This window comes from Fulvivirga sedimenti (assembly GCF_020328055.1).
The window spans coordinates 1,151,552-1,177,058 of record NZ_JAIXNE010000002.1 but is presented as its reverse complement, the minus strand read 5'-3'; the positions used below and the strand labels follow the sequence as shown (position 1 = coordinate 1,177,058).

General features: G+C 44.9%; 23 protein-coding genes and 2 tRNA genes. 8 read left to right on the top strand and 17 right to left on the bottom strand.

Annotated elements, in window-relative coordinates:
- The first annotated feature begins 122 nt into the window (after window positions 1-122).
- From egtB to LDX50_RS11500, 6 genes are all read left to right on the top strand, one after another.
- Window positions 123-1,370, top strand: a complete 1,248-nt coding sequence (egtB, locus tag LDX50_RS11525; RefSeq protein WP_225698598.1) for an ergothioneine biosynthesis protein EgtB — start codon at window positions 123-125, stop codon at window positions 1,368-1,370.
- 9 nt (window positions 1,371-1,379) lie between these two features.
- Window positions 1,380-2,315 carry an L-histidine N(alpha)-methyltransferase gene (gene egtD, locus LDX50_RS11520; RefSeq protein ID WP_225698597.1) on the top strand — a complete coding sequence of 312 codons (936 nt, stop codon included), beginning with the start codon at window positions 1,380-1,382 and terminating at the stop codon, window positions 2,313-2,315.
- Between the two features lie 61 nt (window positions 2,316-2,376).
- A tRNA-Leu gene (locus tag LDX50_RS11515) sits at window positions 2,377-2,461 on the top strand.
- A gap of 151 nt (window positions 2,462-2,612) precedes the next feature.
- Window positions 2,613-3,755: a hypothetical protein gene (locus tag LDX50_RS11510; RefSeq protein WP_225698596.1), complete on the top strand. Its 1,143-nt coding sequence runs from the start codon at window positions 2,613-2,615 to the stop codon at window positions 3,753-3,755.
- 103 nt (window positions 3,756-3,858) lie between these two features.
- A tRNA-Leu gene (locus tag LDX50_RS11505) sits at window positions 3,859-3,940 on the top strand.
- A 106-nt stretch (window positions 3,941-4,046) separates the two neighbouring features.
- Window positions 4,047-4,517, top strand: a complete 471-nt coding sequence (locus tag LDX50_RS11500) for an Lrp/AsnC family transcriptional regulator (protein WP_225698595.1) — start codon at window positions 4,047-4,049, stop codon at window positions 4,515-4,517.
- Here LDX50_RS11500 and LDX50_RS11495 read toward each other — a convergent pair whose 3' ends face one another.
- The 10 genes from LDX50_RS11495 to LDX50_RS11450 all read right to left on the bottom strand — a co-directional run bounded on the left by LDX50_RS11495 (window position 4,518) and on the right by LDX50_RS11450 (window position 17,307).
- Entirely contained in the window at window positions 4,518-6,926 is a 2,409-nt protein-coding gene (locus LDX50_RS11495; protein WP_225698594.1) for a penicillin-binding protein 1A, read from the bottom strand.
- Window positions 6,926-9,334, bottom strand: a complete 2,409-nt coding sequence (locus LDX50_RS11490) for a leucine-rich repeat domain-containing protein (protein ID WP_225698593.1) — start codon at window positions 9,332-9,334, stop codon at window positions 6,926-6,928. The genes LDX50_RS11495 and LDX50_RS11490 overlap by 1 nt, the downstream gene beginning before the upstream one ends.
- Complete coding sequence (locus tag LDX50_RS11485) at window positions 9,324-10,076, bottom strand: hypothetical protein (RefSeq protein WP_225698592.1); 753 nt, start codon at window positions 10,074-10,076, stop codon at window positions 9,324-9,326. The genes LDX50_RS11490 and LDX50_RS11485 overlap by 11 nt, the downstream gene beginning before the upstream one ends.
- Window positions 10,077-10,141: 65 nt before the next feature.
- The gene (locus LDX50_RS11480; RefSeq protein ID WP_225698591.1) at window positions 10,142-10,717 is read right to left on the bottom strand and encodes a hypothetical protein; all 576 of its coding nucleotides are present in this window, start codon (window positions 10,715-10,717) and stop codon (window positions 10,142-10,144) included.
- A gap of 14 nt (window positions 10,718-10,731) precedes the next feature.
- Window positions 10,732-11,274, bottom strand: coding sequence for a nucleoid-structuring protein H-NS (locus LDX50_RS11475; RefSeq protein WP_225698590.1), 543 nt, complete (start codon window positions 11,272-11,274; stop codon window positions 10,732-10,734).
- Window positions 11,275-11,466: 192 nt separating this feature from the next.
- Complete coding sequence (locus LDX50_RS11470) at window positions 11,467-12,372, bottom strand: Cbp1 family collagen-binding glycoprotein adhesin (protein ID WP_225698589.1); 906 nt, start codon at window positions 12,370-12,372, stop codon at window positions 11,467-11,469.
- 22 nt (window positions 12,373-12,394) lie between these two features.
- Window positions 12,395-12,868, bottom strand: coding sequence for a response regulator (locus LDX50_RS11465; protein WP_225698588.1), 474 nt, complete (start codon window positions 12,866-12,868; stop codon window positions 12,395-12,397).
- A 134-nt stretch (window positions 12,869-13,002) separates the two neighbouring features.
- Window positions 13,003-14,343, bottom strand: a complete 1,341-nt coding sequence (locus tag LDX50_RS11460) for a sigma-54-dependent transcriptional regulator (RefSeq protein ID WP_225698587.1) — start codon at window positions 14,341-14,343, stop codon at window positions 13,003-13,005.
- 52 nt (window positions 14,344-14,395) lie between these two features.
- Window positions 14,396-14,803: a response regulator gene (locus LDX50_RS11455; protein ID WP_225698586.1), complete on the bottom strand. Its 408-nt coding sequence runs from the start codon at window positions 14,801-14,803 to the stop codon at window positions 14,396-14,398.
- Window positions 14,800-17,307 carry an ATP-binding protein gene (locus LDX50_RS11450; protein ID WP_225698585.1) on the bottom strand — a complete coding sequence of 836 codons (2,508 nt, stop codon included), beginning with the start codon at window positions 17,305-17,307 and terminating at the stop codon, window positions 14,800-14,802. Before LDX50_RS11450 ends, LDX50_RS11455 begins: the two co-directional genes overlap by 4 nt.
- A 132-nt stretch (window positions 17,308-17,439) precedes the next feature.
- On the opposite strand from LDX50_RS11450, the gene LDX50_RS11445 reads away from it, so the two are divergent.
- The gene (locus LDX50_RS11445) at window positions 17,440-18,489 is read left to right on the top strand and encodes a M42 family metallopeptidase (protein ID WP_225698584.1); all 1,050 of its coding nucleotides are present in this window, start codon (window positions 17,440-17,442) and stop codon (window positions 18,487-18,489) included.
- 6 nt (window positions 18,490-18,495) lie between these two features.
- Complete coding sequence (locus LDX50_RS11440) at window positions 18,496-19,095, top strand: carboxypeptidase-like regulatory domain-containing protein (RefSeq protein ID WP_225698583.1); 600 nt, start codon at window positions 18,496-18,498, stop codon at window positions 19,093-19,095.
- On the opposite strand, the gene crcB is transcribed toward LDX50_RS11440, so the two are convergent.
- The 7 genes from crcB to LDX50_RS11405 all read right to left on the bottom strand — a co-directional run bounded on the left by crcB (window position 19,096) and on the right by LDX50_RS11405 (window position 25,442).
- The gene (gene crcB, locus LDX50_RS11435) at window positions 19,096-19,467 is read right to left on the bottom strand and encodes a fluoride efflux transporter CrcB (protein ID WP_225698582.1); all 372 of its coding nucleotides are present in this window, start codon (window positions 19,465-19,467) and stop codon (window positions 19,096-19,098) included.
- 2 nt (window positions 19,468-19,469) lie between these two features.
- A complete protein-coding gene (locus tag LDX50_RS11430; protein WP_225698581.1) occupies window positions 19,470-19,916 on the bottom strand; it encodes a hypothetical protein in 447 nt (148 codons plus the stop codon).
- 33 nt (window positions 19,917-19,949) lie between these two features.
- A complete protein-coding gene (locus LDX50_RS11425; RefSeq protein WP_225698580.1) occupies window positions 19,950-20,966 on the bottom strand; it encodes a hypothetical protein in 1,017 nt (338 codons plus the stop codon).
- A 90-nt stretch (window positions 20,967-21,056) separates the two neighbouring features.
- Window positions 21,057-22,079 (bottom strand): glutamine synthetase beta-grasp domain-containing protein, encoded by a 1,023-nt coding sequence (locus tag LDX50_RS11420; protein ID WP_225698579.1) that lies wholly within the window; start codon window positions 22,077-22,079, stop codon window positions 21,057-21,059.
- Window positions 22,080-22,214: 135 nt separating this feature from the next.
- Window positions 22,215-23,252: an outer membrane beta-barrel protein gene (locus LDX50_RS11415; RefSeq protein ID WP_225698578.1), complete on the bottom strand. Its 1,038-nt coding sequence runs from the start codon at window positions 23,250-23,252 to the stop codon at window positions 22,215-22,217.
- 84 nt (window positions 23,253-23,336) lie between these two features.
- The gene (locus LDX50_RS11410; RefSeq protein ID WP_420828565.1) at window positions 23,337-24,530 is read right to left on the bottom strand and encodes an ammonium transporter; all 1,194 of its coding nucleotides are present in this window, start codon (window positions 24,528-24,530) and stop codon (window positions 23,337-23,339) included.
- Between the two features lie 525 nt (window positions 24,531-25,055).
- Window positions 25,056-25,442, bottom strand: a complete 387-nt coding sequence (locus LDX50_RS11405) for a hypothetical protein (RefSeq protein WP_225698576.1) — start codon at window positions 25,440-25,442, stop codon at window positions 25,056-25,058.
- Window positions 25,443-25,507 lie beyond the last annotated feature (65 nt).

The following is a 25,507-nucleotide window of genomic DNA, read 5'->3' as shown; positions in this document are numbered from 1 at the left end:
AGGCACATCAACGTTCACATACCGTTGAGATCGCGAAACATCACTGAGTCAATCATAAAGTTTCCTTATTTCTGTTTAAACAAACTGCTGGTTCTTAACTTTATAAAGTAACAGGACCAATTATGTTAGCAGTTGATTCATCTCCCTTTACCAAGTTCCTTCTCGTGCGGCAACGTTCCGAGGAAATTTGCAAGCCGCTTGAAGCTGAGGATCATGTCGTGCAGCCTATTGTCGATGTGAGTCCGCCTAAATGGCACCTGGGTCATACCACATGGTTCTTTGAAGCATTCATACTTCAACCACTCAAGTCGGATTACCAGGTTTACGATGATACCTACGCTTTTGTATTTAATAGTTATTATGAGGGAAAAGGAGCCAGAATTATTCGAACGAATCGCGGAAATCTCACGCGTCCGACAGTGGATGAGGTTCTAGATTACCGTCACTATGTGGATGAACAAATGGCCGCGCTTCTCGAGGCAGATCCCGGTCCGGAGTTACTCAAACTGCTTGCGCTGGGTCTGAACCATGAACAGCAGCATCAGGAATTACTTCTGTATGACATAAAATATATTCTTGGTACGAATCCATTATTCCCTGCGTACCGGGAGTTCAGAAGTTATGAACTTCAGACAAGTCCTGAAATGAAATGGCTTGACATCGATGAGGGATTACACATGATCGGGCATGAGAATGAAGGATTCAGCTTTGACAATGAACATGGCAGGCATCAGGTTTTCCTTCATGGGGCACGAATTGCAGACAGACTGGTGACAAATGGTGAATACCTGCAATTCATGGCCGACGGCGGGTACACCAACTACCGTCACTGGCTTTCAGATGGGTGGGATTGGGTAAATGCAAACCAGGTACGGGCACCGTTCCATTGGCATATAACCGATGAGGGATGGATGAATTATTCACTTAACGGAGGGTTGCTTCCGGTTGACATGAATGCCCCCGTACAACATGTCAATTATTTTGAGGCCGATGCTTTTGCCAAATGGGCGGGATACCGGCTGCCTACAGAATTTGAATGGGAAGTGGCCTGTCGTTCGCACGGGGATGCCGGCGTGGGTAATTTTTTCGAATCCAATTATCTTCAGACCATGGTAGTCGGGCAGTCCGGCCATCAATTCTACGGAGACGTTTGGGAATGGACGTCAAGTGCCTATCTTCCATATCCGTATTACAAGGCACCGGAAGGAGCCGTAGGGGAATATAATGGTAAGTTTATGGTAAATCAGATGGTACTGAGGGGCGGTTCATATGCTACCCCAGGCGACCATATCAGGGCAACCTACCGGAATTTTTTTCAACCGCAGCATCGATGGCTATTTTCCGGTGTTCGACTCGCTGCCTATCAATAACAGGAATTAATGATACAACAGTTTGAAAAGGACGTCATAGCCGGCCTTTCTTCCAAGCCAAAACAACTTGCTTCCCGCTACTTTTATGATTCAAAGGGTGACCGGCTCTTTCAGCAGATCATGGGGTTGGATGAATATTACCTGACCCGCAGTGAATATGAAGTGCTGGATACCAATAAGGCGCAAATATGCAGGTCAATCAGGGTAGATGAATCTCCTTTTAATCTGCTTGAATTTGGAGCCGGGGATGGGTTCAAAACAAAAGTGCTGTTACGGCAGCTGGTTGAGCAAGACGCCCGTTTTACGTACCGTCCGATCGATATTTCGGATAATGCGATTTCCAGTCTTACCGAAAATCTTTTGAAAGAATTGCCCGGGCTTCATGTTGCAGGAATCCGCAATGAGTATTTCAGTGCGATTAAAGCGCTGGAGAATGCATCAACGCGAAATGTTGTTTTGTTCCTGGGGTCAAATATTGGAAATTTCACAGATGATCGTGCCGTGGTGTTTCTTTCTGAATTGAATGAAGCCCTTCATCCCGGCGATATGGTCCTCATAGGTTTTGATCTAAAAAAAGATCCGCGAAAAATCCTGGCGGCTTATGATGATTCCAGCGGAGTTACGGCCGCTTTTAATTTGAATTTACTGGACCGCATAAACCGCGAGCTTGGGGGAAATTTTGATCTGGATGCATTTTCACACTATCCCGTTTATGATCCCATTTCGGGGCAGGCGAGGAGTTACCTGATTAGCCGGAAGCAACAAACGGTACAAATTGGAGAGCATTCATTTGAATTCAGGCCATGGGAACCCATACATATGGAAATCTCAAGAAAATTTGATCCCTATGAAACGGATGCACTTGCTGCCGCATCGGGATTTACCGTCGTGGAACACTTTTTTGATTCAGAACGTAATTTTCTGGATACGCTCTGGAAGAAATGAAAACTATTGGTATTAATATTTTTTCGTATTAGTTTTGCCACCCTGAAAACAAGATCTACCTGCGCACGTGGCGGAACTGGTAGACGCGCCAGGTTGAGGGCCTGGTGGCCATTGCGGCCGTGGAGGTTCGATTCCTCTCGTGCGCACGACCCTGTAGCATACGCTACGGGGTTTTTTTGTGGCCGGGAATGAAGATCATTTTGCGATTCAATTGATTCATTCTTATTGAGGAATATCATAAGATTTCCGGGATCATTTTCTTAAATTCTGATCCGTTAGCAATCAACGCCCCTTTTTATGAGAGTTTGGCCTTTCATTCTACTATTCATTCTTGGCTTTAGCCTGCCGTGTTCCGTAAATGCACAAAGCAGGAAGGAGAAAAGACTTCAGGAGAGTCAGCGAAAGCAATTTGAGCTAAACAACAATTATATCGCCATGAATATGCATGAGCTGCTTACGGTGTATTCGAAGCGTATTGAATGGAAGATTGACAGTTTAATTGAAGATGAGCCCTCATCAGAAATGCGCATGAACCAGATCGCATTGAAATCCTTGTTGCTGGGTTCGATCGCCGAAACAAGCATTCATCCTGATCCGCTGGCTGCAGCCATTGATAGTTGGGTACTCTGTTATCAGCTGATTGATTATTTTGAATCTGAGCAATGCAGCAAAATTTACGGGTTGGCCTGTCCTGAAATGCAATCCTTATTCACTGAGTATGTAACCAGCTATATAAACGGATTAAGCAAGTATATTTCTGATGAAGACAGGGCAAGCTTACGAACATATGCCTCCCGGTATCCTGTACAGGATGATTATCTGAGCCGTCGTTCCATCATTTTTGAAATTTCAAATTGGATCAGTTCCGATCAGTTGGGTATCAAGGGAGGAATCTTATCAATGCCGGACCTGATGCGGTATATGGGAAATCAGCTCGAATATTTTTCAGCAAATATGCCTAAACAGGTGGTCTGGCAAATGGATAAAAGACTTAGTGCACTGCAGGCCGACAGCATGATGACCCTGCTGACTGATATGCAGCGAATGCTGGATGCCAGTGCCAGTCTGCTTGAAAATACTGAAGACATTATACAAGAAAACCGGGATACACTTCTTGCAAACCTGGACTATCAGCGTCGCGTAACTTTATACATGATCCGGCAGGAACGCATAGAGACATTAAAGGCTCTGACCCAGGAACGCATCGAAATTTTAAATGCAGTTCGACAGGAACGGCTGGGTATTCAAAATTTTGTGGAAGACCAGCGTGTGGCGATCACTACGGATGTATCCTCAGGTTCAACAGGCATGATGAATCAGTCCGGTGAGATGGTCAGGGAATTGATCGACTATATGTTTATACGGGTATTGATCCTCGGCGGACTTTTTGCCGGTGTGATCTTCCTTGCGATCTGGTTCTATAAAAAACAGTCGGCATAAAGATTCGGGTCTGATTGTTTCCTGCATATCCCAGAAAGAAATAAAGCGGCGGGTTTTACTTTTTGGTATTAATTACACTATTTTTGCAACGTCTTACAAAAACGCGCACGTGGCGGAATTGGTAGACGCGCTGTCTTCAGGCGGCAGTGCCTTCGGGTGTGAAGGTTCGACTCCTTTCGTGCGCACAAACCCTGTAGTATTCACTACAGGGTTTTTTTATTCGTATTAGAGTCTTTATATATACCAAAATTCTTTACTATCTTGTCATGCTCAACAACGAATACAGCTTAAATGGCTAAGAAACTCGATAAAGTAGATCTTAAAATCCTTTCAGAACTCTCGAAGGATGCCCAAATGCCCTATACTGAAGTGGCCAAAAAAGCAGGTGTTTCAAGCGGTACCGTTCACTTGCGTATGAAGAAAATGATGGATGCAGGAATGGTAACGGGCACCACCCTAAGTATGGATTACGCTAAAATGGGATGGACTGTATCCGCTTTTGTTGGAATTCATCTCGACGAGACCAGCAAGTTTGATGCTGTATTTGAAAAACTGGAACTGATCCCGGAAGTAGTAAAAATACATTATACCACCGGCAAATTTAATATGTTCATCAAGGTGCATGCCCGTGATAATATGCACCTGAAAACCATCCTGCATGATCAGGTGGAGACCATAAGCCACATTAAGCGTACGGAAACATTCTTAACGTTACATGAGATGCTGAATCGTCATATTTTATTTGACGAGTCGACGATCTGATCAGTTCTTGCGCTTCTTCTTTTTATTTTCCTTGAAGATATCTCCGATCTTATCAAAGAATGTACGCTCGCGCTGAACCTGAGGTTTTTCACCAAAGGATCGTTCCCGCTGTTCAGATGAGGTTTGTTCCTGGCCAAAAAGGCGTTCGGCAAGCGAAAGATCCTCTTTGATAGGTGGACAACTGATCATGCGCATTACGCGGTTTGAAGGAGGGGGAAATTTCATGCGCGTTTCCTGACGGAATGCTTCATCCTTATTCAATTGCTGGAAAAGTGATGCAAATATTGGCAGCGCTGTATTAGCCCCCTGGCCGAGTGCTGTTGATCTGAATCGAATCGCCGGATCATCCGCACCTACCCATGCCCCGACCACGAGGCGCCTGGTGAATCCGATAAACCAGCCATCGGCATTGGACTGCGTGGTTCCCGTTTTACCTGCAAAATCATTTTGAAGACCATATTTCCATCGGAGCCTGGAGGCGGTGCCGCCTTCATTGGTAACCGTCTTCATCAATTCGATCATGATGGCAGATGTTTCCTGCGACATCACACGATCTTTATTGTTGCGTTTATAAGGAAATTCAGCCAGCAGGTTATCATCCTGATCCCTGATCTCGAGAAGATATCGGGGTTCAACTTTTCTGCCGCCATTAGCAAATGAACAGTATGCCGTCACCATTTCGAGCAATGAAATATCTGCTGTACCAAGAGCGATGGAAGGTACGTTCGGCAGCGGGGATTCAATGCCCATACTTTTAGCCAGCTCGATCGTATTGTCGATTCCTGCAGCCTCCAGTACTTTCACACTCACGGTATTCACCGATTTGGATAAGGCACCAGCGAAACTGTATTTATTTTCGTCTTCACTGGGATCCGCATTTCCGGGAGTCCAGTTGGCAAGGTTGGTATATTGGATTTGCTCTCCTGAAATGTAGGTGCAAGGGTCAATCCCTTCTTCAAGAGCCGTTGCATAAACGAACGGCTTGAATGTAGAGCCTACCTGACGTCGCGTATTAACATTTACGTGATCGTATTTGAAATATTCAAAATTTATTCCACCAACCCATGCTCGCAAGTCCCCTTTATTCGGGTCCATGGCGAGCAATCCTGTTTGAAGAAAATTCAGGTAGTGCTTTACCGAATCGATCGATGAGAATTCTACTTCCTTTTCACCATCCCAGGTAAATATTTTCATGGGCCGTTTTTCAGTCATTGCCTGAATTGCTTCCTGGGATGACATTCCCTGCTTCCGGAAATTCTTGTAGGGATAGGAGCGCATCAAAGCGGCATCCAGAACGCTCACGTTATTTTTCCACGGCTTTCCATTCCAGTGCTCATCAAATACTGATTGCAATGATTTCATTTGTGTTGAAACCGCATTTTCGGCGTAACGCTGCATTTTTGAGTCGATGGTCGTATAGATTTTCAGACCATCGGTATACAGATTATAAGGAGACCCGTCGGGTTTTTCATTGTTGGCACACCATTCTTCCAGCTGGGGCCGGAGAAATTCACGGAAGTAAGTCGCCAGTCCGGTATTATGGGTGATCCTGTAGTAGTTCAGCTCGATGGGCAGTGGAGCCAGTTTGTCATAGGTAAGCTGATCGATATATCCGTATTTCACCATTTGCGCCAGCACCACATTACGTCGTTCCAATGCACGTTCAGGATAAAGCCGCGGATTGTAGGAGTGATTCGCCTTAAGCATGCCAACCAGTACAGCGGCTTCCTGCAAGGCAAGGCTCCTTGCCGGCTTATTAAAGAACCGGCGTGATGCCATTTCAATTCCGTAAACATTGTCTCCGAAGGGGACTGTATTCAGGTACAGGGTGAGGATCTCCTCCTTGGAATAAATATCTTCCAGCCGGTGTGCGATAATCGCCTCCTTGATTTTAATGACCGGCATATACCACCGTCCGCGGTTGCTGCGGGGAAACAGGTTTTTGGCTAATTGCTGACTTATCGTACTTCCACCGCCGCTGCTCTGGTCCTGCAGGAGGATCGTACGTATTCCCACGCGGAACAGGCTTCGGTAATCAACCCCATCGTGTTCAAAGAACCGCACATCCTCCGTTGCAATGAGCGCGTTAATGACATTTTCGGAGATCTCATCGTAATCATTCAGCGTTCGTTCCTGTATGTAGTATCTGCCCAGAAGTACCTTATCTGCACTGTATACTTCGGTGGCCTGATAGTTATCGACTTTGCTAAGCGCATCCCGTGTGGGCAACTTCCCAAACGCGCCCGACCAGACCAGAAATACCAGTCCGCCAACAGCCAGTATGCCAAGAAAAAATACAGCAAGCGTGAATTTTAGCAGGGTTACTTTCCAGTTTTTCCTCCTTGTGCTACCTGCTGGTCTTTTTCTCCTTTTTCGTTTTTGTGCCGGTGTAAGCTTACGTTTTGCCATCAATAAAAACTAACGTCACATTCGGGATTCAATTGTTTGAATTCATCAATCCTTTTACTGGAAATACGGGTATTGTAGCAATTCAGTATCTCCAGTCCAAGATTGTAGACAGGATCCAGTTTCTTAACCGAGGTATTGGAACAATCCAGGTTGTTCAGCGCGCTGAGCCGTTCCAATCCGTCCAGCCCTTTGATCTGTGTGCCGGAACAGTTGAGCACTTCAATTCTGTACAGGGAGGATAGTATCCTTAAATCATCTACCGGCGTATTGGAAATATCGAGCTTATGAAGATTACTCAGACTTTTTATGCCAGTGATGTCTTCCAGCGGGTTTCTGGAAACATCCAGTGATTCCAAGGACGACAGGAACGATAAAGGGGATAAACTACGAATCCGTGTGCCTGAAACTTTGAGTTCTTTCAGCCGGATAAACTCCTTCAATGGATGAATATCTGCAATTGAGGCATCTGAAATTTTAATTGAATGCAGGCTGATCAGCCGGTGTAATTCCTCCGTGTCAGGTGTTGCTGACATAGTCATCTGACTGGAAAAGATTTGTTTCCATTCGTCGTTCAGCTGGGACCACCAGGTCTCCAGCCTGCGGGTTTTGTAAATGATCAGGGTTTCCGGACGCATCCGTGCCATCGTGATCATTGCAGTATCAGAAATCCCGGTCTCATCCACATTGATCAGTTCAAGTTGTGGAAGTGTTCGTACCAGACCTAGCTCCGAAACATTCGTTTTAGAAGCCCTGATAATGGACAGGTTAATAAGATCCTCGAGCGGGGAAAGATCTGTGATCTGTGTTCCTGATATGTCGATGTAATGTAAATCCTTCTTTCCTGAAAGCGGAGAAAGACTGTTTACAGCGGTGTTGGCTGCATTGAGATATTCCAGTTTGATAAGTCGGCTCAAAGGCTCAAAGGATTGGATATACATATTGTCGGAAATATCCAGACTATCGAGGCGAACCATGTTGGCAAGCTCTTCCTTCTCGGCATTTTCGCCGATGGATACATAGGAAATAAAGACATCCTTCCATTCCGGGGGGAGTTGATCCCACCAGGTAATGAGGTCTTCCGATTCGAAAACCACCAGGACCTTTGGATTTTTATCCATGAATGACCGGGCCTCTGTAAGGGTCACTCCCGAATAATCGCAGTAAACGCGTTTAAGACTTTTTAGATCCGACAGGGATCCCAGATCATTCACCCCTGTGTGATTAACCGATAAGACAGCCAGTTTTTTCAATGCAGAAAGCGGCGACAATGAAGTTATCAGCGTGCTGTCGGCATATAATTCATTCAAATTCTGAAGGCCAGAAAGATCCGCGGCTGAGACCAGGTCGGTGCCGTTTATATTGAGTGTCTCAAGTGACGTTAGGGAATTCAGTGAGCTGAAGTCACTCAATTCTGTGTAAGCGCATGTCAGATGTTTTAGTTTTACCGCACTTGCAATCGGGGAAAAGTCTGTAACGAATGTTCCGTTCATCGTAAGCGTTTCAAGTGCTGGCATTCGTCCAATGACTTCGATATCCTGAACTGGTGTATGATCAAGATGAAACGTTATCAGCGAGCGGGCATATTTCAGTGCATCAATGGATGAAACACCAGTATGGGATATATCCAGGCTTTGAAGCTTATTCAGATTCCTGATGGGCGATATGTCTGTTACCTGGGTATGGGAAAGGTTAATGTTTTTCAGCTGACTGATACGGCTCAGTGGCTCCACATCCACGATAAAACGGTTCCCTTCCAGGTCTAATTCCTCGATGTTTGCGAGTTTTTTGATCTGGCTGAGTTCGAGATCATCAATGCTGCCGGTTTCACGCTTAAAGATGGACTGCCATTCCAGCGAGAGATTATCCCACCAGTTCATCCATACGTCATCCTGGTTCAGTTCATTTGTGTATATACTGGCAATACGAAGGTCCTGCGCATCTGTATTCAGGTTGATTTCGACAAAACGGGGGAGGGTCTGATTAATGGTATCACCCGTGACGCTTATTGCCTGAAGGTTCCTGAGAAGCGAAACTTTATAGTAAGTTTCGCCCTGCTCATTTTCACTCACTTCCATATCCTGCCATTCGAAATCGAAGCGTGCGGTCTTGAAAAAAAAGTTTACATCCTTCAGGTATGCCTGAACATCCTTATTTGTGACTACGTCCCTGTTCTCATCAAGGTCATCCTCTACCTGAACAGTACCGTCACGGAATATTTTGGAATAACTTTCCGTTACGATCACGTCCTTGTCACGCGCACTGGTCTGGGGGTCACCCAGCGTATTGAGCATATATTCAAGGAAACTAACGATATCCCTGATTTTCTGCTCTTCCTCTTCCTGTGCCATGATGGGGGTGAGAGGACCTATCAGCAGCATGAATGCCAGCAATAGAAATTTATTTTTCATGATAGATATACTTGCGCATAATGTCCTTGTCACGGTCTTCAACTTTTACCAGGTCTGAAATGAGCCAGCCTGTATTGTAGCCGGTACGGTTAAATTCAGAAATCTGAAAATACCAGTCCTTCACCTGGAAGAAGTGAAATTTTACTTCCTTTACTGTTTTAAAGGTGAGATTGCCCTTTTTGATTTCATACAGGAATAATGTGAGATAATCAGGCTGGTATTCCTTTTTCACGAACTGGCTTACACTGTCCCGGTCGATCATTGCCTTTCGTAAATTCATGAAGTCAAGTTCATGACTCATCGGGTGAAGAAACTTACCAATACCTGTGGTATCCCTTTCCATGTAATTCTCAAACATTTCCGACCAGACGCGGGTGATCACCCATTTATATCCCAGGCCGTCTTTTTCCAATGCCATGAAAAGTTTGAATTCCTTGAGCTGATTATTAAGAGTGAAAAGTGTTGTGACTTCAGCAAACCACTCTTTATTATGAAAATCCAGGAATACAGGGTCATTGTCACTGATCACGTCCCTTGCAAACTCTATTTTCCGATCCCGGGGAATTCCCGCGTTGCTCGCATCAAAGAGGATGCCCAGGTATTTCTGACGAAGTTCAGGAGAACGGTATTGCCTGTCTTTGGGGTAGTACCGTTCTCCTTTTTCATCTTCTTCACCATTGAAACGCCGAAAAAACTGGTTTACCTGTTTGGTTTCAGCATATAATTTGCTTTCGTCTGCCATTGGGTCACCGATTTGTGCACCCGCAGGAAAAAAATAAAGCAAAGACACTAAAAAAATGATGTATTTCATGCAGTGGTTTCAGTCACACGAATATCTCCTAAAAGAACGTCCCAGAACTCAATAACGCGTCCCTGAATCTGGGTTTTTTTACGTTCCACATAAATGGTAATATCTTTTTTCGTGGTGTCCTTGTAGGATAGTCCGTCATCAGACTCACCTTCAAATCGCTGATAAACGGTAACTACACCAACATAACGGCCGTCAGGCTGTCGTTCCAGGTCGCTGATATAATGGATATCATACCACTTGATATTCACCCGGTCGTAGTTCAGAGCCATTAGACGCTCAAAATAGCGGCGGATCTTGTAGTAATTGATCTCCTGCGTGGTGAGCGAGGAAACGCCAATTTCACTGTCATCGGCAAATAACTCTTCAGCCCGGTCCATCACGCGCTGGGCTTCTGAGAAAGGAGTTTCCTTATTGCCGATGATGCTGATATACTTACTGAGGTCACGAACTTTTTCAAGTGCAAGGGAGTCGATTGCCTGCTTTCGCTGTGGGCTGATATCGGCGGTCTGGGCCTGAAGACCAGCAGAAACAGTGAGCAGACAAATGAATGAGAAGACGAATAGTTTATTCATGATAGTCGGGTTCATTAAAGTTCTTTGATTAATTCCAGTTCGGTAATTTTACCGGCGGCATCGTATTTTACCTCGAAGATCCGGTTAACGTTGTTCTTTGTATCCTTAAGGTAATTCAGGTATTCCTTGATGGTAGTCGGACGGTCATAATCTTTCTGACCTCCGTCTTCGCTGATCACAATGAGTACCGGAGTTTCAGGAGATGCAAAGAGAGACATGGCTTCCTGCATGCTTTTGCTGGATGATCCGGTTCCGGATGCGATGGCGTCGAAGTATTTTTCAAGTCGGCGTTCCGGCGAGTTTTCAGCGGCAGCGGCGCGCTCGCGCTCTGCAGCGAGTCGTTCTTCCTCTGCTTTTCTGCGGGCGGCTTCTTCTGCTTCTGCACGACGTTTTTCTTCCATTTCGCGCTCAATTCGCGCTTTCTCTTCAGCGGCTGCAGCTGCTTCTGCTGCCTTCTTCTTGCTTTTACAACCGGAACCTCCCACCAGGGCAATTGCGATTATGCCAAGCATCAGATATCGTAAAGATCGTTGGATGATGGATGAGTGTTTTTGCATTTTCTGTTGTGGTTTTGTATGGATAATGTACGGATACAGAGGATAGTTAAAAAATTTCTGCAGCCAAACAAAAGTAAGATATCTTACAGTGCTTTAAAAAGGACTTCAGCGTATTTATTTTAACGGTAATTTATGCAAAGAAGGGCACTTTCGTGCCCTTCCCGCGTATATGAATCACTTCAATCAACAGATCTACTCAACCATCACTACCAGGTATTTCGAAGATGCCCAGAATTTCTCGGGATCAAGGATTACCAACTTCTCTATTTTCTCTTCCGCGTTCATTTCGAATTCATATGATCCTGCAGGGTGAATGGAAACCAACTCAACCTTTTTTGCAAGAACAGGAATGCTTCTTACTTCTGTGATATCAATCTTGCTGAATGCCTCAGTGTTGATCTTATCATTTAGTTTCTCGGTGCTTCCAAGGCCGAGTACACCACCTTCTTTAACTACAACCTGCTCATCACGCAGATCTTTGTAAGATCCGATCGCAACATAGGCAGTATTCATGGCTTCAGTCTGATTCTCAATCTTCGACTTTTGCTCCTGGATAGTAGCCAGCTGCTGTTCTTTTTCCTGTGAAAGGGTGTCAATTCGTGAAGTTAACGTCACCACATTTTTAGCAAGTTGCTCTTTCTCAATGTTCAGCGTTTCAAGATCAGTTTTAAGGGCAACAATTTCCTCATCTTTCTGCTTTATGCGGTAGTTAAGGTTTGAAACCATCTTCTTGAATTCTGAATTCGAGCTTTCAAGTTTGTCCTGAAGACTTGCGATCTTTTCCTTATTCTCTGCCATCAATGTGTTGATCGCCTGTACATCAGATACAATAGCCTGCTTGCTATCCTTGTTCTGATACTCTACGTTATCAGAAGTTGCCGTGTTGATGTTTTCCTCACGGGCTTTGATCTCCTGAAGGTTCGCTTCAATCTCATTGAAGGTCTTCATGTATTCTTCCAGTTCCTTGTTCAGGTTCTGGGTCTGTGTTGCAAGTTCCTGATTTTCACTGCTCAGCTGATCAATCTTGTCCTGGTTACAGGCTACAAATGCGGGGGCTGCCAGTACGGCAACGGCGATGAATTTATGTATTCTTTTCATGGTTTATGGATTTTGCTTTTAATTAATTCATTTGTTCTGATCCTGACTTGGCATCCAGGATCATGATGCGCTCCAACAGAATGTCTCCGATAATCTTTCGAAGTACTGTTGTAATTTTTTCAGTGGCATTCCGGTCTTTATGGATGAACTCATAAATGCCGTTATCAAATAATGACATGGTGAGTGCAGGATCCGATGAGGCCGAAACAACGATGGTCTTACAATTCGGACAGTAATTCTTTATGGCCTTTAAAAGATCCATACCTGCCAGGGGAATTTCTCCCAGATCATTTTCCAGGTAATAATCCATGATTACAATGTCGGTGTCTTTTTCAAGATGCTGCAGGGCAGACTCTGCCAGCTGAAATATCTTGACATCGTAATTCAGGCCAATCTCCTCACGTGTCATATGATTCTTCAGGTTCTTTTCCAGAATAGCGGCATAATAAATGTCGTCTTCTATGATCAGTACCTTTAAACTCTTTGTAAGCTCCATATCGGTGTTATTCACTATGCCAACTGATATGCAACTGATATACCAATAAGTTAATTGATTGATAGTGAGGGTATAACGAAATTTTAGAGGGCAGTAAATTTTTGCAAAATGAAAATTTTTTGCAAAATGAAAGGTTATTCCTCCTTTTTCAGGATCCTGTAAATGGTGGAATAGCTGATGTCAAGTTCGCGTGCAGCTTCCTTGATATTGTCGTCGTGCTTTTTCAGGTAGAGCTTGATAATGTTAAATGTGTGTTCACGCAATGTGAGTCCTTCCATCGGCGGTTCGTACAGTTCATCATTTTTCCGAAAGTTGATGTCATCGGCCAGAATCTGTTGCCCGTCAGACATAACCGTGGCCAGCTCCATCACAGATCTGAGTTCACGAACGTTTCCAGGGTAATTATGACTCATTAGCTTTTTCTTAGCCTCCGGGTGAATTGCGGGGACGGGTTTTCCGTTGTTTTTACTGAATTGATTCACAAAATATTCTGCCAGAAGAATGATATCCTTATCGCGGTTCCTCAGCGGGGGCATTTCTATGGTAAGTCCGAACAGCCTGTAATAAAGATCTTCCCTGAACCGTCCTTCTTTTACCTCTTTGAACAAGTCCCTGTGTGTAGCAACTATAATTCGACAGTCGATAGCTACGGGTTTGTTACTGCCGATTCGCACGATCTCCTTTTCCTGCAAAACTCTCAGCAACTTGACCTGCAGATTTGGATCCATTTCTCCAATTTCATCCAGGAAAAGGGTTCCTTTATCGGCTTCCTCAAACTTTCCAACCCTTCTGAAGCTGGCCCCGGTAAATGCTCCTTTTTCATGGCCGAACAATTCACTTTCGATGAGCTCTGCAGGAATGGCGCCCATGTTCACTGCGACAAACGGATGGCCGGCCCTGTTGGAATTATAATGAATGGCCTTCGCTGCTAATTCCTTTCCAGTACCCGTTTCACCGGTAATGGTTACCGTAATATTACTGTCTACAGCCTTGGTGAGCAGTTTGAATATATGCTTGATGGGCTCACTGTCGCCAATTATTGCTGTGCCAAAATCGTATTTCTTCTGAACTTCCTGTTCGAGTGTGGCTACCCGTCGTTTCAGCGAGGAATGATTACGGATATGCTGAATTGTATTGAGAAGACGGTCACGGATATCCCGGGTTTTTACAATATAATCATAGGCTCCCATTGTCAGGAGCTCCACGGCCGTTTCTATTTTATCCTGTTCTGAAATAATGATCACTTCGGCTTCCGGACAAAGCTGACGTGTCCTTTTTAACAATTCATTTCCCTCCATATCCGGCAAACGGTAATCCAGGGTAACCACATCCGGACAATTTGCCAGGGATTTCAGAAAATCTGTGGCATTACTGAATTTACGGACGGTAAAATCAGGATTCAGCGAAAGTGTATGCGCGAGAAGTTCGCGATACCATTCATCATCTTCAACCACATAAATAGTAAAGGCAGCCATGCGATGCTAAAATAGTGAATAATCTGAATTACCCCCTAAGGGTTGAGCAACCCTATTTTAGCCGGTCTGTCAGAAGTACAGTCAGATTGTCTTCCAGGTCCCGGTCCTTTTGCAGGAATTCGCTGGCGCCCGATGAAATAAGGTCCTGCTTAAACATGGACCAGTCTTCCTGCTGGGAAACGATCAGGATGTACGCATCCGGAACCGTTTTATGAATATCCGAGAGGAGGTCATAAGCTGTGGATGTGATATCATTGCATGAATCAAGGTAGAAATCCAGTAAAATAACGGATGGATTCAGATGAAGATGCGCCATACACGCTTCCCCGCTTTCGAACGATTGAATCGTAACAGGTATCTGAGCTTTTGTTGAAATTCTCTTTACGAAAGCAGTTAATAATCCATTGAAATATGCGTCGTCATCAACGACAAAGATCAGATTGTTTTTGGTTGGAATCATAATGCCGAACTTGCCTGTCGCTCCGTGAATTTACGTAATTCCTCTTCAACAAGCGGATACATCTGATCCATTTCCCTGCATAGTTTTTTATGATCTGTTAAAACATCCTCCATCTGTTCGTCTTCTGCCGCGTGTTCCATATGACGAAGCAATTCAACAATTTCAACAAAGCCCAGGTGCCTGCAGGGAGGGATCATTTTATGGGTGAGCGATCTGATGTGTTTCAGATCCGTATTCTCGACTGCTTCTTGCAGCTGCGCAAAATCCGAACGGCTATTCTTGAGAAAAATACCGAGCATATTGATCACGAATGAATCATCCCCGTTGGCGAGGTTGATGAGATCTGTCATGTCCAGATGAGGGGATGCGTCTGGAATGGGCCCTTCCGGAGTATTGTTCAGATACCGGGAGAGCGTGTTGTACATATCTTTTTGTGTAAACGGTTTGAGCAACATACCGTTCATGCCAGCACCTTCACTGGCCTGTTGTTCCTTCGGTGATGCGCCGGCTGTGAGTGCGATGATGGGCGTATCCCTGTTGAGGCTGTTAGAATTTCTTATGTTAGCGGCGGCTTCAAGTCCGGTCATCCCGGGCATTTGTATATCCATCAATATCAGGTCAAAATATTCCTTCGAAGCAAGGTGCACGGCTTCCGTACCATCTGAAGCAAGCGTCACAGAAAGGTTCCATTTTTGTAGGATGGTTTCGACCAGTTCCCGGTTGAACTCCTGGTCATCAACCGCGAGAATATGCTGACCGCCGAAGGAAGGAATGATATCCTGTTGTTTTTGTTCCGGTATGTCTTTTTGATCTCCTTTTCGGTAGTGCAGGGTGATCGTAAAAGTTGTGCCTTCCCCGGGTTTTGATGCCACATGGATATTTCCATCGTGTGCTGCCGTGATTTTTCTTACAATAGATAATCCCAGACCGGTTCCTCCATATTCCCGGGCTGTGGAGGTGTCGGCCTGTGCAAATTCCTTAAAGATCTGGTTGATCTTGTCCTGCGGAATTCCCACCCCTGTATCTGTTACCTCCAGGATTACTTTTACACTCTCATTCCCATTCCCATTCCCATTCCCATTCTCATTCTCATTCTCATTCTCATTCTCATTCTCATTCTCCTTCTCCTTCTCAGCAAGTAACCGAATTTCAATGCCGCCTTCACGCGTGAATTTCAATGCGTTGCTTACCAGGTTAATAATGATCTGATTAAACCGGACAGGATCCCCGATGAGCACCGGCGGAAAATCAGGAGCAATGGTTGCTTTCAGATATAACTTTTTATCCTTTGCCTGCTGCATGAAAAGATCCGCAATTTCCTGGGTCTCTCTGGCCGGATTAAAGCCCACCTGTTCAAGTCTCACTTCACCGGATTCAAGTTTAGCGTAATCCAGGATGTCGTTTAAGAGCTGCAGTAAATGCTGACCGGATCGCTGGATTTTATTCACATGGTTTTTTTGAGTCGGGTTGAGCGGGGAAGCTTCCAGTTGCTCGGTAAACCCAATCACGGCATTAAGCGGAGTCCTGATCTCATGGCTCATATTAGACAAAAAGTCTTCTTTCACGCGTGCCAGCTTTTCTGCCTTGTCCTTTGCCCGGGCAAGCTCTTCGCGATTTCGCTGATTTCGGCTAATATCGTTGAAAATGATTAGTAAAAGTCCGGCAAATACGATCAATGCCAGGACCATGATGGTACTGATCGTTGTCTTTGCATTTTCTGAAGCCGTTGTCAGAAGCTGTGTGCGGTCTGCGGTCAGTCCGAGATCAATTTTCTCAAATTCATCAACTACCGAACGGATTTCATCCATCACACGGTTGTCCCTGCGGGTTAAAGATTGTTCCCGTTGTTTGCGAAGCTGCGCTGTCTGATAGGCTTCCTGGCTGATTCTTGTCAATGCCTCATCGACCTGTTCGGAACTAAGATCCTGCCGCACGGTATCTCCGAACAGGGAATCGCTCGGAGTTGTATTATTACGGTTGTTGCCAAACAGTTTCTTCCAGATACTGGAATTGTTTTCGCTCTCAGGGTCCAGATCGCGAATGGTGCTTAGCTCTTCCGGGACTTCTTTTTTCTTCAAAATCTCGATATCGGCACGCACACGTTGAAGTACACTGCTGTCCTTTCCTGTCTCCTTGATTTCTATGAGTTGGCGAAGAATGTCAAATTTATTTTCGATCAGGGAATCAAGCTCTTCCAGTAAAAGGATCTGACTGCTATCGGCGGTCAGGGTTCTTAATTCAATCAGCTTGCTGTCAATATTGTATGCAGCATCACCGAATGAAGACAGGGAATTTCGGTTTTCTGTGATGGTATAGGTGCGAACACTGCTTTCAGCATCAAGCAGATCCTGAAAAACTTCTTTGAGTACATTCAGCTTACGGTTCGGTTCGGAAGCCTCTTCTATTGATCTGATGGAATTATTGATGGAAGTCCGCCCCAGTATTCCAACGACTACCAGCGTAACGAGTGCCAGGACAAATAAAAGGAGGACTTTTCGTTTCATAAATTCCGATTCACAATTCGTTCACAAATATCTTCATGATATTAACGATTTCATTGCATTTCATTGTCCGCGATCGGCGAAAAACAAGTAATTTTCAGGACAGATGTAATGTATTAAAATGAAATCTCTGATATGGCAATAAACGTAAAATTGCTCAAAAAAATTTGCGAGGCACCGGGAGTGCCGGGATATGAGCAGCGAATCCGAAGGATGATTATCGATGAAGTAACACCGCTGGTCGATGAGTGTCATGTGGACAATATGGGTAACATTATCACTATTAAAAAGGGTAAGTCCTCAGACAAGCGCGCAATGGTTGCGGCCCATATGGATGAGATAGGCTTCATGGTGACTCATATCGATGATAAAGGGTTTGTAAGGTTTACTACGCTGGGGGGCTTTGATCCCAAAACCCTGACCGCACAGCGCGTGATCATACATGGGAAGAAGGATGTGATTGGAGTGATGGGCACTAAACCGATCCATGTTATGTCGGCCGAGGAGCGTACCAAGATGCCAAAAACCACCGATTTTTACATTGATCTGGGAATGGAAAAGAAGGATGTGGAAAAGGTGGTTTCCATTGGTGATCCAATTACGCGCGAACGGGAACTTATTGAGATGGGAGATTGTGTTAATTGTAAGTCGATCGATAACCGTGTTTCTGTTTTTGTGCTGATCGAAACGCTCAGAAAAATAAAAACTACGCCGTTCGATGTTTATGGTGTTTTTACCGTGCAGGAAGAAGTAGGAATCAGAGGTGCCAATGTTGCCGCCCATACGATCAATCCGGATTTTGGGTTTGGTTTAGATACCACGATAGCCTTTGATCTGCCCGGTGCACAGCCCCATGAAAAAGTAACATCACTAGGGCATGGTACGGCCATCAAGCTGATGGATGCCAGTGCCATATGTGATTACAGGATGGTGGACTACATGAAGAAAACGGCCGACAAGAATAAGATTAAGTGGCAGCCTGAAGTGCTTACAGCAGGGGGAACGGATACGGCAGGTGTTCAGCGAATGGGTAAGAACGGTTCAATTTCCGGAGCAATTTCAATTCCAACCCGGCACCTGCACCAGGTAATTGAAATGGCTCATAAAAAGGATATTGAAAGCAGTATCAAGCTATTGGGTAAGTGTCTGGAATCACTGGATACCTATGATTGGGAGCATAAATAGAAGATAATGAATTGGCGATTTGCACTGGTAGTAATTTTCGTTCTGGGCAGCGTAGAGCTCAATGCCCAGCGTGTAGGAAATCCGATATTGCTAACCGGGGTTGTGATGGATGCCGATCAGCAAAAAGCATTGCCGTACGTGAATATCCAGCTTGGAGGTACGGTTTACGGAACTGCCAGTGATTCCAACGGCTATTTTTCAATTTTTATTAATCCGGGTGATACACTGCGATTCACTTCAATCGGATATCGCCCGGCCTATTTTGTCATGCCTTATGAGGTTTCGAATAAGCGGTATTCGTTGATCCAGTTAATGTGGCAGGAATCGATTCTGCTTCCGGAAGTGGTGGTTTTTCCATGGCCAACGCTGGATCATTTCAAGGATGCTTTTCTGGATGCGGAATTGCCTGTAACGCAGGATGATATTGTTCGTGAATTTCAAGCGGATGTGCGGCAGGAGGTAAAAGCGAATCAGCTCACTGAATATGAAGCGGATCAGCAACGGTATCAGCGATTGTATGAGCTGAATCTGATATTTCCGCCCAATAATTTTCTTAACCCCATGCGCTGGTCTAATTTCATCAGGGATGTGGGTAAGAAAGAGTAATCAGATTGCCTTTCCAATCACAATGCCGCCAAAAATCATCAGTATGCCGATGGCAAAACTGGCGACAGTATAGCCGGCCAGCTGCAGATATTCCTGGTTGTTGAACATATTCCAGTTCTCCAGCGCAAACGTTGAAAAAGTGGTAAAGCTTCCACAAAATCCGACTGCGAAAAACAACCGCGCAATATTCGTTTCCGCACCTCTTATCAGGAAATATCCAATGAAAATCCCCAGGACAAAGCTTCCCAACATGTTTACCGTGAAGGTTGCCAATGGCATATTCCGTTCTTTTTCCAGCCATATATAAAATAAATACCGGCAGATACTGCCAGCAAAACCACCCAGGCCAACAACGAGTAAATTTTTAATCATAGTTAAATTCGGATTTGTTTACCGGCGCATTTGGATTTCAGGTATTTGAGGGTCTCTTTGTACCTGGAATGTTCCTGCATCGAGATATCAAGTGTCTTGTGTGTTGAATGTTTGATCTGAAGTTCACGGTAAGTGCCGGAAGCCGTTTTAATTGATTCCTCCTTCCAGGAAATGATCTCTTTCACTGAAAATTCGGTGTGCCTCATTCTAACCGGGTAATGCACGTGTATTTTACCTTTTCCTATGCTGATCCTTTTATAGGACCAGAGCGTTCTGATTAATATGGCAGTTCCAAGTGGTAAAAACAGAATGGCCAGGACATACTTGTACCACGCGGCATGTACATCGTTGATGAGTCCGAATAAACCATAGATGCCACCGGCCATCGATATCAGGACAAACAATCCGATTGATATCAGCGTGCTTGATTTGGGTTTTACCAAAATCATAGTTAAAGGTACATTTTTCCCCTGAATTCTTTTTTAAAGTACAGTGAGTAAGCTTTGGCGAACTAAGGCGCCCATGCTTTCGCATTTAAGAAATTCCTTGTTCCGGTAATGTTGTGCAAGGTCCTTGCGCAATGACTTTACATTTTCAGGCGGGGCCAGCGTATCCGCGGTCATCACATCGAGCAGCTCGTCGATCACTTCGCGACCTGCTTTCAGCCTGTTAGCAATGAGTGAACGTTCTTCTTTCTGGTATTGCTTCACTGTTTCGGGGGTCAGGCAATGAAGACCTACCTCGATCAACGCATTATTCTGCTTAAAATATTGGGGCAGGTAGATGGATTTTCTTCCTTCATAGGACTGCTGGTCAAAGTCAATCGCCCGGATCCGATATACCACATCTTCAAAATCCGGTGTGATGTCCACGACGAAATTACTCGAATGCATATCGCCCAGCAGTCGGATAAAACAACGCTCGTTAAATTTTACAAATTCCTTGCTCAGTCGGGTGGCATTCAGATGCTGGTCGTTCAGATAGGTCTTAATGAACTGGTCTCCGGGAATTCCAATGATATGTTCCTCTATCAGCGTATTCTCATGCACGAGATAGCTGATCCTGTTCGGGGATAGCAGGTGTTCGAGTTCCAGGCCATAAATACGGGAAGCATCGGCATTTTTGATATAGAAGTAATCAAAGTTGTCATTGATGCGGTTTACCACCCGAACCCGGAAGGGCTGTGTGTTTCCATAAATACACAGGTCGATGCGGTCAATAAAAAGGTGCTCCATAACCGACATATCTCCGTCGGCCTTCAAAAGGGCGTAAATCTTTTTTACGCTGTTATGGATTGCCTTCATGTCATCCTGTGAGTAGATAACCGTTTCCCACAGGGTATCATGGTCATTCTTGTCTATTAATGGTAGCGAATTATCGTACCGGAGAAGATCGGTATAGGTAATGGGCAAATCGGCTTCCCGTCCATTATGGATGAGATAACCGCGGAGACCCCGGCTGATCGGATAGGGTATTTTCTTTTTGGAGATAACGGCCATGTGACATAAATACAAAAATCCGGCCGCATTGTAAAGTGTCGGGGAATGAATAGGGCGGAGGTTTGTGTTCGCCCCCGCCCTGAGAAACTGTTATTGCATTACTGCGACTTCGGCAGTTTTTACGGTCTTGATAATGCGACCCGCAACTTTGTACGGGTCTGCATTGGACGCAGGACGCCGATCTTCCAGCCATCCCCTCCAGCCGTTTTCAACCGTTCCGATTGGAATCCGGATGGAGGCGCCACGGTCTGAAACCCCATAGCTGAACTTGTCTATGGATTGCGTTTCATGCGCTCCGGTAAGACGCTGGTGGTTGTCTGCACCATATACCTCAATATGCTCGTGCTTAACGGGCTCAAATGCCTGGCAGATTACGTCATATACATCCTTTGAGCCGGCTTCACGTAATGTGGAATTCGAGAAATTGGCGTGCATGCCCGATCCATTCCAGTCACCTTTTACAGGTTTCGGGTGCCAGTTCACCGACAGACCGTATTTTTCTGCAGTCCTTTCCAGCAGGTAACGTGCAATCCATACCTGGTCACCGGCACTCTTTGCACCTTTTGAAAAAACCTGGAATTCCCATTGTCCAGTTGCCACTTCCGCATTGATTCCCTCAACGTTGATACCGGCTTCAAGGCAAAGGTCCAGGTGTTCTTCAATGATTTCCCTGCCGTATGCGTTGGTTGCTCCAACTGAACAGTAGTAAGGACCCTGCGGACGGGGATATCCTGCTTCAGGAAATCCAAAGGGCAGATTTGCGGATGGGTTCCAGAGGAAATATTCCTGTTCAAATCCAAACCAGAAATCATTATCATCATCATCAATGAGGGCACGACCATTGGTGATGTGGGGCGTGCCATCCGGATTCAGAACCTCGGTCATCACCAGGTAGCCATTGGTGCGTGCCGGGTCCGGAAAACAAGCAACAGGCTTCAGCAGACAATCTGATGAATGGCCTTCTGCCTGTTGGGTGGAGCTTCCATCGAAACACCACATCGGGCAATCTTCTACGTTGCCACTGAAATTTGAAACGATTTTTGTTTTGCTGCGAAGTCCCTGGGTTGGCGCGGTGCCATCAAGCCAGATGTACTCAAGTTTTGATTTTATCATGATTTAAGATGTTAGTGGTTCAAATTTTACCCCAAAAATAATATTTAGATATATAAATTTTAATTATAGGGTAAAAAAATAACCTGTTATATAAAATTACGATATGTAAACTGTCAATTAAGGTCATTTTCGATCTTAGAATGCGTAAACAGCGGCTAATGTAATTTGTGAAGCCTGTGCAACGGCCGCTTCATTGGAATCCATAAAAGCATCGAAGGATACGTTATCAAGTCGGACTTCCCCGATAAAGCGGAAATTTTTGTAGGAATAATTCGCGGTAACGGTACTCGCAAATACACTTTCGGATTCCGAGATAACCGTACCGGATTCGGTGGTTGCTTCCTTATAGGAGAAGAACTCTTCACGTAATCCAATCGAAAACGCTTCACTTATTGAGAACTGGGGATACAGGGCGACGCCGGTGTATCCGCCTTTTTCATCACCGGCAATTGAATAGTCCGCCGCATTCAGTCCGAGGTAAAACTTCTCGCTGATCTGGAAGCCGGTGGTGAGATCAAAGATTGTTCCTGAAGGAGAGCCCGTAACCATATTCAGGTAGACCGACCAGCCCTCGACCGGCTGGATAAAGATCTGCGCTCCAAAATCACTAACACCGTTTTCGTCGTTGTATACATTCCAGTCATTGAATATACCCACCATGATCGCGAAATTATCGCTGATGGTGATATCGGCCTTCAGACCGGAATTCTGGAACGGACCGTTTGTAAAAAGGTAGGAAGTTGAGTAGTTAAAGTTGCCCACAGGTGAAATCACTTCATAGCCAACAAATGTTCCCATGTAGCCGGCCGTAAGAGAAAGCACATCATTGAATGCGTAGCTTACATACAGGTTTTGGATGCCCACAATGGCTCTTTCTTCGTCGCCCAGATCAAAAAGCGGGATCGATTTAAAACTTCTGGGTCCAAACGACAGTTCTCCGACAAAGCTGGCCTTTCCTAGTGTCTGACTGAGGGCCACGTCAACCATTCCAATCGAAATTGAGTTGCGATCATCGGCAAAGGAAGTTCCGATATTATCCTGTCCGGAAAAATCGTAGGTATAGTAGGTATCTACGGAGCCGGAAATGGTGAGCGAGTCTTTTTTATCCTGACCGAAGGAAGAGAGAAAGGTAAAAGTCAGGCACAGGGTGAGTAGTAAATGTACATTTTTCATGTAATTTTGGGTTAAGGTTAATGAAGAGTTAACTGCAGGCTCGCCGGAAGATGTTGCAGCAGTTCCGGTGAGCCTTATTTTTTCTTATTGATCGTAGGTGATTGTATAACCACGGATTCCATGTTCGTGTGAATCGAGTCCTTCGCGTTCATGCTGTTCAGACACCCGGATTCCGATGGTATATTTCAGAATGGTAAAAATGATGTAAGCCGATATGAATGCAGCGGCTCCACAGACGAGTACACCTTTCAGCTGAGGCCAGAACGCCATGTCATTTCCGTCACCGTCGATGCCGAAAATTCCTACTGCCAGCGTTCCCCATATTCCGCATGTCAGGTGTACCGAAACTGCTCCGACGCAATCATCCAGTTTGAATTTGTCAAGGGTAATCGCGGAGAGTACGACAAGGATGCCTGCTACCAGGCCCACAAAACAGGCCCATCCAGGACTGATCACATCGGCACCAGCGGTAATCCCCACAAGTCCGGCCAGAATCCCATTCAGTACCATGCCCAGGTCAAGGCGTTTAAATACAACGTATCCGGTAATGAAACCGCCCAAAGCCCCGGTACAGGCCGCCAGACAGGTTGTTACGAGTACATAGGATACAATAGCCGGATCAGCGCTGAGCACGGATCCACCGTTAAATCCAAACCATCCAAACCACAGGAGGAATACCCCGATCACGGCCAAAGGAACACTGGAGCCGGGTTTGTCGATGACTTTTCCGTCGACATATTTGCCCAGTCGCGGACCGATGATCATGATGCCTGCCAGGGCACCCCAGCCACCTACCGAATGCACAAGTGTTGATCCGGCAAAATCATAGAATCCGGCTGCATCCAGTGCGCCCGCACCCCATTTCCAGCTTCCGATAACCGGATAAACCAACCCAACAAATATGATGGTGAAGATGAGGTATGCTGATATCTTAATGCGCTCTGCTACCGCACCCGATACGATGGTCGCCGCAGTAGCGGCAAACATGGCCTGAAAGAGGAAGTCGGTCCAGTACGTATAACCCGCTGAGGCATATTCCACCGTATTTCCATTTTCCGGAAGACTTAACGGGAACCCGCCAAATCCGAACCAGCCCGGCTCTGCAAATCCCGGATACATCAGGCTGAAGCCAATCAGGTAATACGTGAGAATTCCAATGATTGGGGTTAACGTGTTTTTAAAGAGTACGTTTACGGTATTTTTAGCTTGGGTGAAGCCAGCTTCGACACCAGCAAAGCCCAGGTGCATAATGAATACAAGGGCGGTAGCCAGCATCATCCATACGTTGTTGGCAGTAAACAACGCCTGTGTTCCATCACTGATGGTCTGACTCACTTCCGCTGTTTCCAGAACAGCAGCTGTTCCTGCATCTCCAAGGATACCGGATAATTGTACACTAAGATCGAGTGTAAATAGTTCTCTCATAATATTTTATTTCTTGTTAGTGGTATAAGGCAGAATAAAATATGCCTGAATCTGCGGGCAAGAAAATAATGTTTTGAGAGATAAGGAAATTATTGATGATAAAAAATAACCCTGTTTCTTGAAAAATTTACAATTTATTATGCTTATAGGTTAATTAAATGCCATTATACTTCAGATAATTGTAATGATATTCCAATATAGGGTATAAAATGACCCTCGTTTGTGAAAAATTAATAATTTTTTGAAAATAATTTCGCATTGAAACAATTGTCCTAAAATTTTGTTTTCGCCTAAAAAAAAATACCCATTTGTTACATGGGCATTCAATTTTATAGAGGTGTGGGTTAAAAAATACCCGGTTCTGTGAATTAATCAGTCTTATTGAACTGCTTTGCTTTCATTAATAGCTGTAAGCATTTTTTCCTTTACTTCGTTAATCCGGATCAATTCTTCACGGTAATAGTTTATCTGTGCATCGGGATCCTCGCTGAATTTATCGCGGTCGAATGAACGCATCCATTCCATCATGGATTCGTCTGCTGAATTCAGGTTGCTGATTGTTTCACGCAGCATGATAATACGGGCGGAATCATTCTCAGAATTGATCATTTCCTGAATACGGCCCTTTTCTTTCATGATATCGTCCATTTTGGGCATGACCTCATCATGAACGGCCATTACTTCGTTAAACAAATCTTCAGACGGATTACTGCATCCGGAAAACAGGACCAAAGAAATAAAAAGTAATATGTATTGTGTTCGCATGGGAAATGACTTTTGATCAAAATTACCTAATAAATGCTGTAGTCGCGTAACGAAAGTTACAATCC

Excerpts from the sequence above, each read along its gene's own strand:
- egtB (WP_225698598.1), top strand. The coding sequence starts at position 123 with ATGTTAGCAGTTGATTCATCTCCCTTTACCAAGTTCCTTCTCGTGCGG.
- egtD (WP_225698597.1), top strand. The coding sequence starts at position 1,380 with ATGATACAACAGTTTGAAAAGGACGTCATAGCCGGCCTTTCTTCCAAG.
- LDX50_RS11510 (WP_225698596.1), top strand. The coding sequence starts at position 2,613 with ATGAGAGTTTGGCCTTTCATTCTACTATTCATTCTTGGCTTTAGCCTG.
- LDX50_RS11500 (WP_225698595.1), top strand. The coding sequence starts at position 4,047 with ATGGCTAAGAAACTCGATAAAGTAGATCTTAAAATCCTTTCAGAACTC.
- LDX50_RS11495 (WP_225698594.1), bottom strand. The coding sequence starts at position 6,926 with ATGGCAAAACGTAAGCTTACACCGGCACAAAAACGAAAAAGGAGAAAA.
- LDX50_RS11490 (WP_225698593.1), bottom strand. The coding sequence starts at position 9,334 with ATGAAAAATAAATTTCTATTGCTGGCATTCATGCTGCTGATAGGTCCT.
- LDX50_RS11485 (WP_225698592.1), bottom strand. The coding sequence starts at position 10,076 with ATGGCAGACGAAAGCAAATTATATGCTGAAACCAAACAGGTAAACCAG.
- LDX50_RS11480 (WP_225698591.1), bottom strand. The coding sequence starts at position 10,717 with ATGAATAAACTATTCGTCTTCTCATTCATTTGTCTGCTCACTGTTTCT.
- LDX50_RS11475 (WP_225698590.1), bottom strand. The coding sequence starts at position 11,274 with ATGCAAAAACACTCATCCATCATCCAACGATCTTTACGATATCTGATG.
- LDX50_RS11470 (WP_225698589.1), bottom strand. The coding sequence starts at position 12,372 with ATGAAAAGAATACATAAATTCATCGCCGTTGCCGTACTGGCAGCCCCC.
- LDX50_RS11465 (WP_225698588.1), bottom strand. The coding sequence starts at position 12,868 with ATGGAGCTTACAAAGAGTTTAAAGGTACTGATCATAGAAGACGACATT.
- LDX50_RS11460 (WP_225698587.1), bottom strand. The coding sequence starts at position 14,343 with ATGGCTGCCTTTACTATTTATGTGGTTGAAGATGATGAATGGTATCGC.
- LDX50_RS11455 (WP_225698586.1), bottom strand. The coding sequence starts at position 14,803 with ATGATTCCAACCAAAAACAATCTGATCTTTGTCGTTGATGACGACGCA.
- LDX50_RS11450 (WP_225698585.1), bottom strand. The coding sequence starts at position 17,307 with ATGAAACGAAAAGTCCTCCTTTTATTTGTCCTGGCACTCGTTACGCTG.
- LDX50_RS11445 (WP_225698584.1), top strand. The coding sequence starts at position 17,440 with ATGGCAATAAACGTAAAATTGCTCAAAAAAATTTGCGAGGCACCGGGA.
- LDX50_RS11440 (WP_225698583.1), top strand. The coding sequence starts at position 18,496 with ATGAATTGGCGATTTGCACTGGTAGTAATTTTCGTTCTGGGCAGCGTA.
- crcB (WP_225698582.1), bottom strand. The coding sequence starts at position 19,467 with ATGATTAAAAATTTACTCGTTGTTGGCCTGGGTGGTTTTGCTGGCAGT.
- LDX50_RS11430 (WP_225698581.1), bottom strand. The coding sequence starts at position 19,916 with ATGATTTTGGTAAAACCCAAATCAAGCACGCTGATATCAATCGGATTG.
- LDX50_RS11425 (WP_225698580.1), bottom strand. The coding sequence starts at position 20,966 with ATGGCCGTTATCTCCAAAAAGAAAATACCCTATCCGATCAGCCGGGGT.
- LDX50_RS11420 (WP_225698579.1), bottom strand. The coding sequence starts at position 22,079 with ATGATAAAATCAAAACTTGAGTACATCTGGCTTGATGGCACCGCGCCA.
- LDX50_RS11415 (WP_225698578.1), bottom strand. The coding sequence starts at position 23,252 with ATGAAAAATGTACATTTACTACTCACCCTGTGCCTGACTTTTACCTTT.
- LDX50_RS11410 (WP_420828565.1), bottom strand. The coding sequence starts at position 24,530 with ATGATGCTGGCTACCGCCCTTGTATTCATTATGCACCTGGGCTTTGCT.
- LDX50_RS11405 (WP_225698576.1), bottom strand. The coding sequence starts at position 25,442 with ATGCGAACACAATACATATTACTTTTTATTTCTTTGGTCCTGTTTTCC.